Source organism: Bacillus sp. TH30, from assembly GCF_016650875.1.
Taxonomy (GTDB): Bacteria; Bacillota; Bacilli; order Bacillales; family Bacillaceae_G; genus Bacillus_A; species Bacillus_A mycoides.
The window spans coordinates 127,506-142,891 of record NZ_JAEKEY010000001.1; the positions used below are offsets into that span (position 1 = coordinate 127,506).

At 34.6% G+C, this 15,386-nt stretch carries 16 protein-coding genes and 6 pseudogenes; 4 read left to right on the forward strand and 18 right to left on the reverse strand.

Going from position 1 to position 15,386, the window contains the following annotated elements:
• Positions 1–409 precede the first annotated feature (409 nt).
• The 4 genes and pseudogenes from JFU20_RS00630 to JFU20_RS29915 all read right to left on the reverse strand — a co-directional run bounded on the left by JFU20_RS00630 (position 410) and on the right by JFU20_RS29915 (position 2,659).
• Positions 410–664, reverse strand: coding sequence for a hypothetical protein (locus JFU20_RS00630; protein ID WP_078205592.1), 255 nt, complete (start codon positions 662–664; stop codon positions 410–412).
• A 39-nt stretch (positions 665–703) separates the two neighbouring features.
• Positions 704–1,216: a dUTP diphosphatase gene (locus JFU20_RS00635; protein ID WP_085313211.1), complete on the reverse strand. Its 513-nt coding sequence runs from the start codon at positions 1,214–1,216 to the stop codon at positions 704–706.
• Between the two features lie 116 nt (positions 1,217–1,332).
• Positions 1,333–2,019, reverse strand: a pseudogene (locus JFU20_RS00640) (YqaJ viral recombinase family nuclease); the annotation flags it as partial.
• A 451-nt stretch (positions 2,020–2,470) separates the two neighbouring features.
• Positions 2,471–2,659 carry a hypothetical protein gene (locus JFU20_RS29915; RefSeq protein WP_078205591.1) on the reverse strand — a complete coding sequence of 63 codons (189 nt, stop codon included), beginning with the start codon at positions 2,657–2,659 and terminating at the stop codon, positions 2,471–2,473.
• Between the two features lie 267 nt (positions 2,660–2,926).
• On the opposite strand from JFU20_RS29915, the gene JFU20_RS00645 reads away from it, so the two are divergent.
• A complete protein-coding gene (locus JFU20_RS00645; RefSeq protein ID WP_002192093.1) occupies positions 2,927–3,634 on the forward strand; it encodes an IS6 family transposase in 708 nt (235 codons plus the stop codon).
• A gap of 556 nt (positions 3,635–4,190) precedes the next feature.
• On the opposite strand, the gene JFU20_RS00650 is transcribed toward JFU20_RS00645, so the two are convergent.
• Complete coding sequence (locus tag JFU20_RS00650) at positions 4,191–4,418, reverse strand: methyltransferase (RefSeq protein WP_078205942.1); 228 nt, start codon at positions 4,416–4,418, stop codon at positions 4,191–4,193.
• A 928-nt stretch (positions 4,419–5,346) separates the two neighbouring features.
• Positions 5,347–5,454: a zinc-ribbon domain-containing protein gene (locus tag JFU20_RS30835; RefSeq protein WP_176127039.1), complete on the reverse strand. Its 108-nt coding sequence runs from the start codon at positions 5,452–5,454 to the stop codon at positions 5,347–5,349.
• Between the two features lie 282 nt (positions 5,455–5,736).
• Between JFU20_RS30835 and JFU20_RS00660 the strand changes: the two genes are divergently transcribed.
• Positions 5,737–6,012: a hypothetical protein gene (locus JFU20_RS00660; protein WP_002187306.1), complete on the forward strand. Its 276-nt coding sequence runs from the start codon at positions 5,737–5,739 to the stop codon at positions 6,010–6,012.
• 67 nt (positions 6,013–6,079) lie between these two features.
• On the opposite strand, the gene JFU20_RS00665 is transcribed toward JFU20_RS00660, so the two are convergent.
• The 5 genes and pseudogenes from JFU20_RS00665 to JFU20_RS00685 form a co-directional block, all read right to left on the reverse strand.
• Positions 6,080–6,313, reverse strand: a complete 234-nt coding sequence (locus tag JFU20_RS00665) for a YuzF family protein (RefSeq protein ID WP_078205944.1) — start codon at positions 6,311–6,313, stop codon at positions 6,080–6,082.
• A 194-nt stretch (positions 6,314–6,507) separates the two neighbouring features.
• The gene (locus JFU20_RS00670; protein WP_078205946.1) at positions 6,508–6,741 is read right to left on the reverse strand and encodes a hypothetical protein; all 234 of its coding nucleotides are present in this window, start codon (positions 6,739–6,741) and stop codon (positions 6,508–6,510) included.
• A 269-nt stretch (positions 6,742–7,010) separates the two neighbouring features.
• Entirely contained in the window at positions 7,011–7,175 is a 165-nt protein-coding gene (locus JFU20_RS00675; protein WP_201038179.1) for a BC1881 family protein, read from the reverse strand.
• Positions 7,176–7,731: 556 nt separating this feature from the next.
• Positions 7,732–8,193: a CarD family transcriptional regulator gene (locus JFU20_RS00680; RefSeq protein ID WP_002169666.1), complete on the reverse strand. Its 462-nt coding sequence runs from the start codon at positions 8,191–8,193 to the stop codon at positions 7,732–7,734.
• A gap of 217 nt (positions 8,194–8,410) precedes the next feature.
• Positions 8,411–8,650 (reverse strand): annotated as a pseudogene (locus JFU20_RS00685) (acyl-ACP desaturase); the annotation flags it as partial.
• On the opposite strand from JFU20_RS00685, the gene JFU20_RS00690 reads away from it, so the two are divergent.
• Complete coding sequence (locus JFU20_RS00690) at positions 8,643–9,944, forward strand: reverse transcriptase/maturase family protein (RefSeq protein WP_201038180.1); 1,302 nt, start codon at positions 8,643–8,645, stop codon at positions 9,942–9,944. The pseudogene JFU20_RS00685 and the gene JFU20_RS00690 overlap by 8 nt on opposite strands.
• Before the next feature lie 82 nt (positions 9,945–10,026).
• On the opposite strand, the pseudogene JFU20_RS30490 reads toward JFU20_RS00690, so the two are convergent.
• The 3 pseudogenes from JFU20_RS30490 to JFU20_RS30495 all read right to left on the reverse strand — a co-directional run.
• A pseudogene (locus tag JFU20_RS30490) lies at positions 10,027–10,344 on the reverse strand (reverse transcriptase N-terminal domain-containing protein); the annotation flags it as partial.
• Positions 10,345–10,939: 595 nt separating this feature from the next.
• Positions 10,940–11,184, reverse strand: a pseudogene (locus JFU20_RS00700) (PD-(D/E)XK nuclease family transposase); the annotation flags it as partial.
• Positions 11,185–11,263: 79 nt separating this feature from the next.
• A pseudogene (locus JFU20_RS30495) lies at positions 11,264–11,583 on the reverse strand (recombinase family protein); the annotation flags it as partial.
• Between the two features lie 216 nt (positions 11,584–11,799).
• Here JFU20_RS30495 and JFU20_RS00710 point away from each other — a divergent pair.
• Positions 11,800–12,717 (forward strand): collagen-like protein, encoded by a 918-nt coding sequence (locus JFU20_RS00710; protein ID WP_201038181.1) that lies wholly within the window; start codon positions 11,800–11,802, stop codon positions 12,715–12,717.
• A 209-nt stretch (positions 12,718–12,926) separates the two neighbouring features.
• Here JFU20_RS00710 and JFU20_RS29930 read toward each other — a convergent pair whose 3' ends face one another.
• The 4 genes and pseudogenes from JFU20_RS29930 to JFU20_RS00720 all read right to left on the reverse strand — a co-directional run.
• Positions 12,927–13,106 carry a hypothetical protein gene (locus JFU20_RS29930; protein ID WP_242488120.1) on the reverse strand — a complete coding sequence of 60 codons (180 nt, stop codon included), beginning with the start codon at positions 13,104–13,106 and terminating at the stop codon, positions 12,927–12,929.
• A 64-nt stretch (positions 13,107–13,170) separates the two neighbouring features.
• The gene (locus tag JFU20_RS00715) at positions 13,171–13,848 is read right to left on the reverse strand and encodes an AMP-binding protein (RefSeq protein ID WP_242488121.1); all 678 of its coding nucleotides are present in this window, start codon (positions 13,846–13,848) and stop codon (positions 13,171–13,173) included.
• A gap of 48 nt (positions 13,849–13,896) precedes the next feature.
• Complete coding sequence (locus JFU20_RS29935; RefSeq protein ID WP_242488122.1) at positions 13,897–14,043, reverse strand: hypothetical protein; 147 nt, start codon at positions 14,041–14,043, stop codon at positions 13,897–13,899.
• A 97-nt stretch (positions 14,044–14,140) separates the two neighbouring features.
• Positions 14,141–15,030: pseudogene (locus JFU20_RS00720) on the reverse strand (IS3 family transposase); the annotation flags it as partial.
• Between the last annotated feature and the right edge of the window lie 356 nt (positions 15,031–15,386).

Genomic DNA, 15,386 nt, shown 5'->3' on the forward strand with positions numbered 1-15,386 from the left:
ATTGCTTTGAATACTTTATTGCCAATCCAAGGAATACACAGGTTTCTCTGGACCAGTTACCTTGTATTCCTTGGATTCCTTGTACGCAGAACCCATTATAACTATCGGGTTCTGTTTATTTTTATCTATACAATAACTATTTTGTAAAAAACTTTTCACCTTTTAACTGGACAAGCATATATTATTGTATGGAGACTCTCCATTCATAGGAATCTACCTTTCATCTCTCAGAGCACACTTATATTTATGTGCTTTTTTTATTTGTTGGCATTTCTCTCCCTAAAAAGATATATACTGTATTAAGAACTGAATCCACCGGTTCTATTCATCCTCATAAGGCTCGTATTACATATTGAACACTGTTAAACAGTGTTCTTTTTTATGACTAAATAACGCTTTTGTTAAAAAATTAATCATCATAATCTGTATCATCTACTGCAATAAAATCTCTTTTACAATCAGGACATGTAGCTACATAATTCGGATGATAGTCCTCATCATAAAATCGGAACTGATTTCCTTCTCCGCAATTAGTACATTCCCAATATCCTTGCATAAACCCACTAGTTGTCTCTGGTTTATCACAACCAACCGAATAAACTAGATACGGTTCGGCTGACTCACTATAATGTGGTTTATACATAAAAGGTGTTAAACTTGGCATTTCTCATTCCCCATTTCTTAATAAAATTCAAATTTGGTCTTACTTCACGCCTGTAGATCCAAACCCGTTTTTACCCCTTTGACTAACCGATAGCTCGTCTACCTCAACAAAATTAGCTGTTTCCACTGGCGCTATGACGCCTTGAGCGATTCTTTCGCCTTTGCTAATTTTTATTACCTCGTATTTAGTCACTTTCGTAACATTGAAGTCGTTATCCCCAACAAACGCTCCCTTTAATAACCTTGTCTGTGATGCATATTCAACCATTGAAACGTTATCCGCAATCACACCAACTTCTCCTCTATATCCACTATCGATAGTTCCTAAGACTACTCGTAACTTTGTTTTACGAGACATACCGCTACGTGGTCTTATTTGCATTTCAAATCCTGGTGGTATTTCAAACGCAAGACCTGTAGGTATTACCTTTGTTTCCCCTGGCTTTATAACCACATCCTCCGCTGCAACTAGATCAAAACCACTATCGCCCGGTTTAGCGTATTTAGGCAATTCCACATCTTTCAATCTCTTAATCTTCACTCGTAAATTCATTCCGCCCCGCTCCTTATAAGTAACTGTTTAATTTCTCTTTTCTATCCTGCAATTCTTCCAGTGTCCGCTTTGTCTTCCGCTTCTCACTATCCAATCCCACCAAGTGACATTTCATCTTGCGCTTCACTTGGTAAGTCCACTTCTGAACCGTCATATCCTTCTGGATACATTTGCTTTAGTAAGTTTGTAGAAGCATCGCTCCCGTCAAACATCGGTGGCGCAAGCTTCTCAACATGGTTTTGCCAAAAGTCTTTTTCAATATCGATTAAGTACTGAATAACTTCTTCATCACGTTCAATCTTTTTATAGATGAATTTATTCCCACCGATTAACACTGCAATCCACCATGCTTCATAACCCGTTACGGCCATATAGTGTTGACACTGGATAAGATAAGACGTTGGGATTTCTTCGCCTTCCCATTCTTTCTTTAAGTATTCAGATGCTGTTTTACATTCAAGACCTACTTTTTCGCCAATAATGAGTCTGTCCACATTAGCTAGCATCCAAGGGTAATCAGGATGTTGTAGGATCGCATTCCGTTTACGTACTTTCAATCCTGTTCGTGAACTAAATTCTTGTGCTACGACTTCCTCAAGAACATTTCCGAAGTGAGCCGCTTCACTTTGAATATCCTCTTCTGGTGATTCACCAACTTTATCCATATAAACCGAAATTGGTGATTTCCATTTGTTTAGCCCTGCAATAGCGGATGCATCAGAACCGCCAATACCAGCCTTTCTTGCTGCTAACCATTGCTCATGAGCCATTTCTTTTGTAATTACTAAAACATCTGCTTTCATATTTAACTCCTCCTTGTTTTTAGGAGAAAACATTTGGTATAATGCAATTAGAGTCATTACATGTGTTTTCTCCAAACCGTCTTAGGGGTAAGGCGGTTTTTTATTTTGTTATAGAAACTAACTAATAATTCCGTTAAAATATAGTTACCGATATGTGTAACAACCAGCCTGTGCTTCTGTACGGGCTTTTTATTATGCTAGTTTTTAACTAGCGGATACATTGTTATCACTCCTTTCTGATGCTATGAGCATCATCATGACCAGAAACAAGGTGGAGGGGAAAAGGTGTCCGCTCCTGATCATGATGACAAGCACAGGCTTGTCCATTGTTCATAATTCCGTAACACATATACATGAGTTCCTATGTTAGACTAAGGTCATTCGAAGAAGTCATTCGTTATTAATAGAATCAACAATTCTTAATACCCCATCCCCTGCCCTAGCTCCCCTGCTAGGGCTTTTTGTTTTCTCTCGACTCTTTTTGGATTTCTAAAAGAGCATGGAACGTATTTCTTTTAATTGTTTCCAACAATCGAAAAGCTTCGTGAGCTGTATAACCTTCTTCTTCAACTAATCTTGTAAGACCAGTAATTATTAGTTGTTGGCCAAAACTATCTAGATTTAATTCGTCTTTACTAATTTTTCATTCCCCTTTGTTCATATTTTCGTAACATCTATATATAAAGTTCTTATAAATTATGTGTTACACTTTGTACATTCCAAGAAGTCCTTATGGAATCGACAACTCAATACCCTTAGTAATACCCTGCATCCCCTGTAGGGTTTTTTCTTATTTAGCTAGAGTTATATACTTGGGTTCTGGTGCAAAAACTTTGAAGTATATGAAAATGGTCTATCAAACTTGGAAATAATGATAGTACTACTCTATAAAAGGTGTGTGATCAGTATGGAAAAGGAGAATTTATTTAAGTGGAAACATTATCAACCAGACATCATCTTATTAACTGTACGTTGGTACCTACGGTACAACCTAAGTTTTCGCGATTTGGTGGAAATGATGGAGGAACGGGGTTTATCCATTTCTCATACAACGATTATGCGTTGGGTTCATCAGTATGGTCCTGAATTGGACAAGCGGATCCGACGTTACCTCAAACAAATAAATGGCTCTTGGAGAGTCGATGAAACATATATCAAAGTAAAAGGTCAATGGATGTACCTGTATCGTGCTGTTGATTCGAACGGAAACACAATCGATTTTTGCCTAAGCAAAACAAGAGATCATAAGGCTGCAAAGCGCTTTTTCAAGAAAGCTTTGCGGTCTTTTCATGTTTCAAAGCCACGTGTGATAACAGTTGATAAGAATCCAGCTTATCCTATAGCAATTGAACAGTTGAAAAAAGAAAAAAGCATACCTAACGGTATGCGACTTAGACAACAAAAGTACTTGAATAACATAGTAGAACAAGATCATCGTTTTATAAAGAAGCGAATCCGTTCTATGCTAGGTCTTAAATCTTTCGCCACAGCTACATCCATTCTTTCTGGAGTAGAAGCCATGCATATGATTAAAAAAGAACAGATTGCTTTACGGGACCAGTCTGTCCAAAATCAGAAAGAATTCATCCATCAATTGTTTGGACTTGCAGCATAAGATACGATTCCGTTAGGAATATATGCGCTGTATTCTCTTTTATTTTTGCACCAGAACCCTTTCGAGTACTATATCAATAAATACAAGATCAATCGAATCAGTTAGCAAAAAGTTTTCTTCGCGTATTTCATTTACTTGATAAAAATGGACAGAAGTCACATCGATATCGAAAGAAAACGGTGTTTGATATCTTAGGTATTGCATACGTACAACATCTATCAAAATAAAAATGAAATAGTTTAAAAAAACTTAGCCCGTAAGGGTTATTTAGCATGCCATTTTTTCTATATATCTCTTTTTCTTGAAGTGTTACAAAGAAAATTTTACATATTTCTGTATTATGTTTTCCTTAGCTTGATGGCGATGTTTCCGTACCCCTAACAGGAGTTCTCTCATCTTAAACATTGTCGAAGAAGGGTTTTTTGCCCATCCCCTCGAAGGGATGGACAAAGAAATCCAACTTTAAAATATGCATTTTAAATCTTCTACAATCGTATTGACATATGTTAGATGTAGATAAATTGTATTTTTGAAAGGAATTAGTTATAAGGGAAAATTATTGCGCTAAGAACAAATCTTGTTTACAATTTTTTTTAAACTGACCCAACTTTACTAGTTGCCGATTTTCTAGTCCAGGGATCTTATTTGAAGAATCTGAGACATCCACAATAATGGTATTAGTTAATACATTAACTACCGAACCAATTAGTATTACTGACGAATCATGACGATAACGGAATTGTACAGAATCACCAATTTTTACATTTACAGATTTTTTATTCATCAAATAGTTCCTCCTCAATTATATAGGTTGAAAGATATTAGAATTAAAACCCAAAATATATTCCAGAGATTATATATGTAGCTACAACCATAAAAATAGATATTTCAAATGTACCGAAGAAGCAAATTTGTGAGGTAATACAATTATCTATAAACCATTTACAAGTGACATTATATCGCTTATTTAAATTGGTTTTTATAATAATTTTCTTTTTAGTTAAATATGATAAAATATTCTTGCTGTGATGAGTTTTTAGGTATATATTTATCTTCTAGAATCAGCCTTTCTTTTATAATGTATCTGGAAAAGCCCTTACTTACTTGGCGGTGGTGGGGGCTTTTTCGTGTCTATTTTTAATGGGTATTTCTTGTGGTTTATAGATCCCTAATTCTACGTAATTTTTTAATTTACCGCGTACACAAGACGATCTCACGGTACCTTTTTCCAATCACCACTTCTGTTCGGCTTCACTTGCTGTAAAAACATTGAAAAGTGGGGAGTTTAAAAAACTTTTTCTACAGAATTCTTCTTATCTGTCATTATATTCCCCCTCTTCAATCACGAAAACGTGATTTTCTGTATTTCTATACTATCAAGTTTTCGTGATTAATCAATAATATTTCTGAAAATTATTTCTGTTAATTTCGACAAAAAAGCACATAACCTAAATAGATTATGTGCGTAATAAAAATTTTCTTTTTAAGAAATGCTTATATACTTGGAATTGGTTAATTAGTTCATTTATTACTGAGTTCTGTAATTATCTGTTTCAGGTACATATATTGTATACAGCGTACAGAAAAAGGATAAATTCGTGTCTAAACCATATTTTAAAACTATATTATTTTCTTAACTTATTTTCCCTTGAGCAATAAGGACAGCCATTTCCTTTATGTCGGTTGGAGATGTTTCTCATTCATGCCCTTTCTCACAATTCCTTTTTATCGGAACTATATGTAACATCAAAAGGAGTTAATTTCCCATTTTTAGTTTCATGCCATTGTTTAGGCTTTCTTATTGCTAAGCTGTTATCCATATAGTGTTATCTCCTTTTTTTATATGCTAGTAGGGCTATAGATCATATAATTTGTTTACGCATTATAGCTATTTGATATACCTATTGGAGGTCACCATACCATGCTCCAAAAAGAAAAATGCACATTTAGACATAAAATTGACACATTTCGATTCTCTGTACATTAAGGAATTAGTTTGTATATTTGAGGAGATGTACGAGACAGGTGTGAATTTAGGGGAATCCAATATTTTCTATTCATATATGATAGAATGGAAATATATCCAAAAGGAGGAACAACAAATGAACTCAAACACAAAACAATTTATTTATGATATCCAGCAAAGAAAGAACAATTATATGGAAAATGTATTAATAGCCATACAACACCCTAAAAAAGAGCAATCTGAACAGGTCATTCAAAATATAGTAGAGAAGATGGATATGATGATTAGTTTAGTTACTACTTACATGGCTATTGAATCAGGATCTATGGAAGAATTAAAAGAACTTCAGGAAGAAATTATTCATGCTCAAGCATACATTCAAAAACGAAAATTTGAAGAAACACAGAGATAAAACCCTGTGTTTTTATTTGGTCGTCTATGACGCCAATCTGTTATAAATTAAATTAGATGTAATTTGATTATTGTTTTGGCATAATCCATACAATTTGTTGAATGCGTACAATATATGGCACCGTATCTTCAATGAGCAAATGATCTGGTTTCACATCTTTTAACTTTCCTCTTACATTACCTCTTACAGTTTCAATAACCACATGTTTACCAATTACTGATTGTAATGTCTGATATACGTAGGGATTGGGTGTACTTACCATATGTTGTTCATTCAAGTCATTTCCTTCCGAATAACTCATTCTATAAGACTCCTTTCTAACTTGCATTCTTTCTCCTAATATATGATATAAATCTTATAAATATGCTAGAAGGATAATTCATTATAGGAACGAAACTAACATTTTAATAAGGTTCCTTTTGCTAGTTAATAGGTGATGATATAGGGATATTTTGAATGTACATTCAGGTTGTTCTTTTCAAAATATGTATTATTTTAAATATGCCCTTTATTAGCATACTGCTCATACTTTTTTTGAGATTCTTTCGTAATACGTGCGTTAAGTAAAATCGCTACCAACAAAAACACTCCATATTCCCCCCCTGTAGCTCCTATGATAATCACACTACTACAAACAAGTACAATTAATAGGAGAAACGAAACTAAAGAAATACGTTCATAGTTCTTTGACATCTTCTCGTATTTTATGCGTTGTTTCCTTGCATACATCTAAATTCCTCCTTAAAATTATCAATTTTCCTATAAAATAAATCTCGCCCTTAAAAAGAAAACAATCTATCGGTTCAAATAATTAATTTTTTTAAGCAACTAATTTATATAACGTAAAAAGAAATACTACCAATATTAAGCTTTCCGCTATGATAATCCAGACCCTCTCCTTTCTTTTAATCCCATCGCATCCGATGATATGTATATCCTATTATTATCAACAGAAAACAAAAAGGATTATCCCTTTTCGTAAAGGATCATCCTTTTCTTCATTCAACAATTTTTAGGTATTCTTGATTAATTAAAATAACAGCCGGTCCATCTACAACAATTCTACCAACTTCAATTTTTTCATAAGACTCAATCTTAATAGAAGTAATCCCTTTCCGCTTCTTTAACTCGTTACTTAATTCTTGCGTTGGCATGCGTTTCATATCTTCACTCCTTCTTATTGTTTCATTTCATCTTATTATGTTAAATAAATTGTAACAATGGGTTCTAGTTCTAGAAATCCCATCAATTTGTATCGTTGACCATATATTTAGATGTTACCAACTCGCGCATCTCTTTTATGAAAAGAAGATAAACAATTACTATTCACTGTCTCAGTAAATGTAGAAAATTCTTAAAGATAGAGATGAGATTGATTATTTTTTCTTCTAGAAATAATGACTTAGATATATATACCTAAAACAATGAAAGCCCTACCTCTCTTTCATCCTTACGGCTCCTTGTCCGTGCCAGTGTGAATCAGGATTGCAAAAATCAAGTGACTATTTGATCGAGTTATTTGATGAAACTTCGAACGTTCGTAAAAGAAATGTAAAAATAAAAATGGATTAGATTGAAGTAATAACAAAAGAGGTTCCTACTCTAAAAGTGAGTTGAAGAAGTTGAATGTCTTTGAAATGATTTACTTTTAATAATCATCATATTCCCGAAAAATTCAGGATATTTTCGGGGGATGTAATACATTATCTATAATGAACCTTAACAGAAACTTTTTAATTGATTTTCAGTGATCCCTTTAATTAATCCCAGTTCACTAATCAAAAATTCATGTGCGTTATCCAACATTTTTTTTTCGCTTGTATTCAGTGCTTTTTCTTTTTTCATACGCATTAGATCACGTACAACTTCAGCACCTTCTTGTATTTCACCCGTTTTTATTTTGTCCGTGTTCACTTTATACCTTTGTTTCCACGGCAGTAATTCATCTGATTCTCCATGCTGAAAAATGTGTATAATGTGTTTTAATGCAAGTATATCAGTAACTGGGCGTATACTCGAACTTAATATTTTACCCATAGGAATCATGACTTGCATATTACTGATTGACATTTTTATAACAAAATACTGTTGTTTTTTCCCTGAGAATTCTTTTTCTTCTATGGCTTCAATTATACCTGCTCCGTGCATTGGATAAACAATGTTATCGCCAATTTGAAACATATAATCCACCTCCATATATGGTAACCTTCTTAACCTTAACATATATGTGATTTTTTATCAAATATTTTATAATATCATAAAATTATTTTTAGTGTCAACTACTTTTTTCTTTAAAAATTAAATCAAATAAAAACACCCCCAAAACAATAGGGAGTGTGTCAGATTTCCCATAAAGGGAAGGGGAATTTCCCCGCTTATATTCTGAAATCTCTACTCATTAACGTAGATCAGTTTTCCCTTGAAAACGACCAAATCGATCCCGTATTTTTTTCAATCTTGTGTGGTATTCCAAAATCTCAATTCTTGCTTTTTCAGCTAGAGGTGCAATGGGTCGTAAGTCTTTTAACCCCCAATAATCAACCACTACATCAAGTACTTGATCAAAATATTGTAGTGGTCCATAATTCGCTTCTTTTGCAATTACAGCCATTCTATTTTCAAAATCAGGCATGACGGCACTTAAGCAAATTAAACATACCTTTACTGGCACTCGCTGGTTTATCGAAGGTGACATAAAGGGATTCTTTGATATTATTGACCATCACACTCTTATCAACATCTTGAGTAGAGGAATCGAGGATGAAAAATTTATCAACTTGATTTGGAAATTTCTACGTGCTGGTTATGTGGAAGACTGGGTATTTCATAAAACATTCAGTGGAACTCCACAAGGTGGTATTATTAGCCCAACTCTCTCTAATATTTACCTTAATGAATTGGATAAATACATTGAAGAATATACATCGATATTCAATAAAGGTGATAAACGCAGACATAATCTAACCTACCATAATCTAGCATCGAAAATAACTTATCATAAACATAAGAATAAACGTGAATGGTCAAATTTAAACAAAGAAACTAGAGCTGTAAGAGCCAATGAATTGAAAGAACTCTACAAAAAGTTAATCAAACATGACAGTAAGGATCTGTTTGATCCGAATTATCGTAGAATGAAATATGTGAGATATGCAGATGATTTTCTTATTGGTGTTATAGCAAGCAAAGAAGAGGTAGAAGAAATCAAGAAGGATTTAACGATTTTTCTAGCTGATAAACTAAAACTTGAACTAAGTGCGGAAAAGACGCTGATTACACATAGCAAAAAGAATGCGAGATTTCTTGGGTATGACATAAGAGTAGCTAGGGATTGGCAAACAATGAAAATGCCTAACGGCACACAAAAAAGGAAATTTAATTTTCAAGCCAAACTCTTTGTTCCTCACGAAAAATACATCAAAAAACTCATTGACCTTAGTGCATTAAGCCTCGGGAAAAATAATCAATGGAAACCGATTCATAGACCGTATTTACTCCATAATGATGACATAGAAATCATAAGACAATACAATGCCGAAATAAGAGGACTGTACAATTATTATCGACTAGCTAGTAATGTGCATGTTCTGCACTCTTTCCGTCAAACCATGAAATACAGCATGATAAAAACTTATGCTAATAAATATAAAAGTACCGTTAGCAAGAAAATCAATAAATTTTCTATAAACGGAAACTTTGGTATTCGCTACAAGACGAAAGATGGGCAACGTATTGCATACTTCATAGAACAAAAAATGGAGAATAATACAAAGACTAATTATGAAGAGGTTGATATAGAACCGATTACAGTTCAATTTGGTGGCAAAACAAGTCTCATTGAACGCCTTTTAGCTGAAAAATGTGAATGGTGTGGTATAGATAATGTTCCATTAGAAATGCACCATGACTTACACAATGGGAAGTTAGATTGATAAATGGAAAGCCGTATACTCTGAGAGGAGTACGTACGGTTTGGAGGGGCGTTCTTGGAAACCTGCTTAAGAAACTAAGTAAATGTGATGAAATATTTTGGTGGCTCATTTTCTGAAACAATGCCATCCTAGACCTAGGTGTCAATATACGTTCTCCATCGATACCCGCTGTGCGCTTCCCACGGTTTATTTGTGTAACTCTTTTAATTGATAACAATAGATTCGCTTTGCTTCGAAGTATAAGGCGTTGTAATTTTCTCACTCTTCTACTTTGATTTTGGTGTTTGGCACGAAAAATTCGTTGTCGTAACTTCCTTACATACCTTTCGATTTCTTTCCACTGGATTGTAAAACAATCTGTAAGTGAAGGAATAGCCGACGCCTTGTGAGCTGTATCCATAACTAGATTCCTTCCTTTCCGCAAAAGTTTCTTTCCGCTTTTTTTCGTGTTGAAGACCTGTTGGAAGTCTGCACCCTTTCGGGTTGCATCATTAAGGTTTTTTTCCTTGAATGCTATTCGCACAGTTATGAGTTCCTGTTATCTTTCGACTTTGCGACTTTCGCTTTTTCCAACATCCCATACCCTCTATAACGTCATTCTGCCTTACGACATCCTTACTGTACAACGTACAGATTATATAGGGCTTACCAAGTTCCACTTCTAATAGATACGATGAGGGAAGGTATCTTCTACTACTCCGGCGGATATGTAGGTTGTCCCTCAGCGGCATACAAAGTCCACTTTTCTCATCCGCAATCCCAATGTATCAACGTCTTTCATTAGGTTCATAGTAACGAAGCTTAAGAAAATTCACTGTCGTTTACCTTTCTCATCTTTCCCTAGAACGGATTGAATGTACGTTCATCGCTTCCTTATGCATCCCCTCATGCAACCAACCCTGCCATTACTAGCAACGCTGTTTCGGGTGGAAATATTCTTGACAACTAGAATAGCGTATCCCTATGGATACGCACTATTATGAAGCGACTTCTTGTCGCGCCTGTATCTCTATATTCACTTGCGTTCCATTGTCCAATGTTGCTAATAAGTCTAATATGGATAACTTATCATCTCCATAAGATTTATGAAGATGTGGATCTTCTAGTTGTAGAGATACAATAGGAGCATTTAAAGATTCTTCTAGGATAGGGTTTAGAAATCCATTTATTCGTTTCCCTTCGTTCTAAATAACTGTTTAAAAGCGAAATCAATCCGTAAATTTACTAATTTTGTGGTCATGGGTTTCCTCTTCCTGTCTTCAGTTATTCTTATTATTTTATACTGTAATTCTTTATATAAGCAAATACTACTTTTACCATTATAGCTCCAATTCATTACAGTATACATCTAACTCCGTAAAACAATTTTGTAAATCCGCTTCAAAATCGATTTTATGAATTATGCTATCTACCTTTTTTTCTAAATCTGAAATTTTGTTGTAAGGAACATAAAATATATATTCTCCTGAACGTTGTTCCATATTGTATTGTCATGTGAAAAGGATTCGATATTCTTTCGAGCTTTCCCCTTTCTTTGTACAAATTTATTGTTGTTTTCCACACGTAACGATATATGAATAGTGGCTGTTTGTTCTTTAATTTATTCGCTTTTTTCGGTTTGCTTATTTTTTCGTACATATAAAACTGCCTGTTAGCTAAATAAAGAACAATGAATGCTGTATACATGTTGACCATAATTTATATAATATATATTTGAAAATGTGAAATAGGGCTTAACTGTATGATTCTACTTTGGTTTTCATAGGTGCTTTTCTTATACTTACATTTGGAAAGCTCATATACTGTAGTGTAATTATTTAGAAAAGTTGTTTTTTATATAAGGTAGGTGAGAACCATGAGCAAATTTAAAAAGAATAGTTGTATACCGTTTCAATGTTGTTTCCCTTTACCTGAAATCGGTCCATCAGGCTCGACAGGTCCAACGGGAGCAACAGGTTCAACGGGAGCAACAGGTCCATCAGGCGCGACAGGCCCATCAGGTGGTCCACCAGGTCCAACGGGAGCAACAGGTCCATCAGGCGCGACAGGCCCATCAGGCGGTCCACCAGGTCCAACGGGAGTAACAGGTCCATCAGGCGCGACAGGCCCATCAGGTGGTCCACCAGGTCCAACGGGAGCAACAGGTCCATCAGGCGCGACAGGCCCATCAGGTGGTCCACCAGGTCCAACGGGAGCAACAGGTCCATCAGGCGCGACAGGCCCATCAGGTGGTCCACCAGGTCCAACGGGAGCAACAGGTCCATCAGGCGCGACAGGCCCATCAGGTGGTCCACCAGGTCCAACGGGAGCAACAGGTCCATCAGGCGCGACAGGTGGAGTATTAGATTTTGCGGATTTTTATGCATTGATGCCCCCTGATAATGCTGCAACAGTTGCAGTCGGTGGTGACGTTGATTTTCCAAGAGACGGACCTTTTAGTGGAGCGGGGATTACACGTACTGGTGCTGACACATTTAATTTGGCTGCAATCGGTAGTTATCAGGTCTTATTTCAGGTGAGTGTGACCGAATCGGGTCAACTAGTTTTAACTCTTAATTCCGGAGCAGGAGCTGTTGAATTAGCTTATACGGTAGCTGGTCGAGCAACTGGTACTTCTCAGATAGTAGGAATGGCCCTTGTGCAAACATCAGTCATCAATTCAATACTTACTGTACGAAATCCTGCTAGCGAATTCACAGCACTAACCATTACTCCTTTGGCTGGAGGAACACAGTCTGTTTCAGCACATCTTATTATTACGCGACTTAGATAAAAGCGAAGAATAGAATAGGTTGTAGGCTATAGCCATCAATTTAAGGAAAAAAATATAAAAGTCCCTTTAATTTTTTTGAAGGGATTTTTGTATTTTTTTAGATATAGTAATTTCTGCTAACGGAAACTATGTAAAAAACTAAATCTATGCTAGTTTTTTGTTAATGGATGTTCTAATCTCTTTATTTATAATGTTTGGAATGTATACTTTTAATAGTGATTTTGAGAAAACGGGTGAATGGATATAATTTCAATAAAACCAAGAAAAGGAAATAAAAGTAAAATAATAATTATAAATTCACTTTCATATTCCACTATATCTCCTGTCATAAGCCAGCCATCTATGGTAAATGAACTTGGAGCATTAATATAGCCAATCATTGTAGACATTGATTAAATTTGTAACATTCCCTTCACAACTCTTGACTCCATATTTTTTATCGCTTAGTTTAATCTACAAAGAATCATTCGATTTAAATTGTGAATATAAACCTCCTAATTCTGACAACCCATACATTTGTATAATTTTAACACAAGGGAATATTTCGTTTATTTTACCTAGCGTAGTCTCAAGCATAACTTCTGATCCATAAGAAATAGTCTGCGAACTATTTAAATTATATTTTTTATAAACCTTACTCAGTATAAGTAAATTTATAAAGGTTGGAGATGCAGGTAATGCTTGTACTTGATGTTTCTCAATCATATTACATACTCGATTAGGGGTACGATCATCAATAATTACCAAACACCCTAGGCTAGAAAGAATTTGGAAAAGCGTATTAACTCCCCCAATATGATCAAATAACATAAATGGTATAACCCGTTTTGCACTTCTTGCAACGCTGTACTTCTTTTGAAGTAATGTAAAATCATGTACAATTGCTTTACTGTGTCCTGTTGTGCCAGATGAAAACAATACTAATCCGGGATGTTTTAACTTTTTCAGTTGTAATAACAATTCATTTTGAATGTAATCTCTTTGCATATTGATTATTTCAAAATTTCCACTTTCAACTTTAATTACATTTTCTAATTCAACAATTTCATAGTATTCTTTCTTCTTGCTGTCAACCAAAGAATTTAAGATTGGTACTACTGTACAACCTAACTCAATAAGTGCTAAAAACATTGCTATGGAGTATGGAGAATAGTCCGCTTCTAAAGAGATAATTTTATACTACATCTTTCCATGTTCCTTTAATTCACTTATATAAATCATTGTTTGATTTAGTAACCAATCATATGTGTATGTTTTATCCTCCAAAACAATAGCATCACATTCTTTGTTTAGTTCAAACCTTTCTAACGAAAAATCAATATGCATACTAGACTGTCCCCTTTGTAAAGGACATTTTTAAAAAAAGTTAGGCAACATCAAGAAAATGATTTTTGTATCCAACAGGTGTCATCTTCTTTAAATTCTATTGATATCTATAGTGTTTATAGTACGTCATATAGCTCTTAATCTCTTGTTTCAACTCAGTAAAAGACTCGCAAGGTTTTATATGTGCTTCACCTTTCAGATGACCAAAAAATGATTCTTGTGGAGCGTTATCCCAACACTTTCCTCATCTTGACATAGATTGTCCGAGGTTTAATGTTATCTGTTCTGAAACATGGCAAGCTAAAATTTCATTGGCTGAGCCATCTGAAATTGTAGATAAATAAGCTCTTTTATTCTTACCGTAAACTAAATAAGTGATATCTGTAAGAAGCGTTTTTCCTGAGGTGTTTTGTTAAAATTCTCGATCTAATTGATTCATCATTACTCGATGTTCTTTTGTTTCTTTCAGCATTCTTTTATAAGGATTTGCTATCCACATCAGACAGACAATCTCATATTTCTTCATGATTATACGGATACGCTTTAAATTGTGGACAACTTGAAAATGACCCGCCAATGTCATTTTTATTTGACGAGCCTCTTTCTTTCGATTTCTAAATCGAAGTGCTTTTAATATAATTTGTTTCACGATTTCATCTTGATCTTTCTTTTGTTTCCGTTGTTCTTGAGGTGAAATGAAAAAATAATTATAGTATTCCGAACTGGATTCAGCAGCTACTTTACACAAGTAACTCACCATATTTCGTAAGTTATATTTTATGATGAAAGAACGAAACAGGATATATTTCTAACTAGGTGGCAACGTTATTTCCTTCCCATCCTCCCTTCCATTTGTTTGATCTTTTTTAACAATTCACTTTCTGCCTTTAGTACGTTCCGTTCGGCTTGAGCATACTTCTCTTCTAACGTAAGCACACTCTCAAGAGTTCTTACGGCGTTTTGGTTGCGTGTATCTCGCAAATTGAGACGAATATTTATGGATAAAGATACTCGTCATGTTGTAAATCTTAGTGATTGTAAAAAGGTGCATGCCCATAAAGAATCGTTTTATAATAAAGATTGATAAACAATTAATCTTTCATACGTTTTCACTACTTTTTAATTTTGTTATTGAGAGAAAAAACTTAAAAGATGAATGGTATGTTATACAGACTAACAACGTATTTAGATGTAAGATCTAAGATGTTAGATTAAGTACTTGAAAAAAATATATAGTTGATGAGATAGCCGTAAACGACAATCCCCAACAAGATTACTGTACATTAGCTATGATGGGTTAGACCTTATTTTTGGAAACAGTATACAGCTCCAAGGGAAGAGGC

Excerpts from the sequence above, each read along its gene's own strand:
- JFU20_RS00630 (WP_078205592.1), bottom strand. The coding sequence starts at position 664 with ATGCCAAGTTTAACACCTTTTATGTATAAACCACATTATAGTGAGTCA.
- JFU20_RS00645 (WP_002192093.1), top strand. The coding sequence starts at position 2,927 with ATGGAAAAGGAGAATTTATTTAAGTGGAAACATTATCAACCAGACATC.
- JFU20_RS00680 (WP_002169666.1), bottom strand. The coding sequence starts at position 8,193 with ATGTTTCAAATTGGCGATAACATTGTTTATCCAATGCACGGAGCAGGT.
- JFU20_RS29930 (WP_242488120.1), bottom strand. The coding sequence starts at position 13,106 with ATGTCTACAATGATTGGCTATATTAATGCTCCAAGTTCATTTACCATA.
- JFU20_RS00710 (WP_201038181.1), top strand. The coding sequence starts at position 11,800 with ATGAGCAAATTTAAAAAGAATAGTTGTATACCGTTTCAATGTTGTTTC.
- JFU20_RS00670 (WP_078205946.1), bottom strand. The coding sequence starts at position 6,741 with ATGTATGCAAGGAAACAACGCATAAAATACGAGAAGATGTCAAAGAAC.
- JFU20_RS00660 (WP_002187306.1), top strand. The coding sequence starts at position 5,737 with ATGAACTCAAACACAAAACAATTTATTTATGATATCCAGCAAAGAAAG.
- JFU20_RS00675 (WP_201038179.1), bottom strand. The coding sequence starts at position 7,175 with ATGAAACGCATGCCAACGCAAGAATTAAGTAACGAGTTAAAGAAGCGG.
- JFU20_RS00715 (WP_242488121.1), bottom strand. The coding sequence starts at position 13,848 with ATGTTTTTAGCACTTATTGAGTTAGGTTGTACAGTAGTACCAATCTTA.
- JFU20_RS30835 (WP_176127039.1), bottom strand. The coding sequence starts at position 5,454 with ATGGATAACAGCTTAGCAATAAGAAAGCCTAAACAATGGCATGAAACT.
- JFU20_RS29935 (WP_242488122.1), bottom strand. The coding sequence starts at position 14,043 with ATGCATATTGATTTTTCGTTAGAAAGGTTTGAACTAAACAAAGAATGT.
- JFU20_RS00635 (WP_085313211.1), bottom strand. The coding sequence starts at position 1,216 with ATGAATTTACGAGTGAAGATTAAGAGATTGAAAGATGTGGAATTGCCT.
- JFU20_RS00650 (WP_078205942.1), bottom strand. The coding sequence starts at position 4,418 with ATGAATAAAAAATCTGTAAATGTAAAAATTGGTGATTCTGTACAATTC.
- JFU20_RS00690 (WP_201038180.1), top strand. The coding sequence starts at position 8,643 with ATGACGGCACTTAAGCAAATTAAACATACCTTTACTGGCACTCGCTGG.
- JFU20_RS00665 (WP_078205944.1), bottom strand. The coding sequence starts at position 6,313 with ATGAGTTATTCGGAAGGAAATGACTTGAATGAACAACATATGGTAAGT.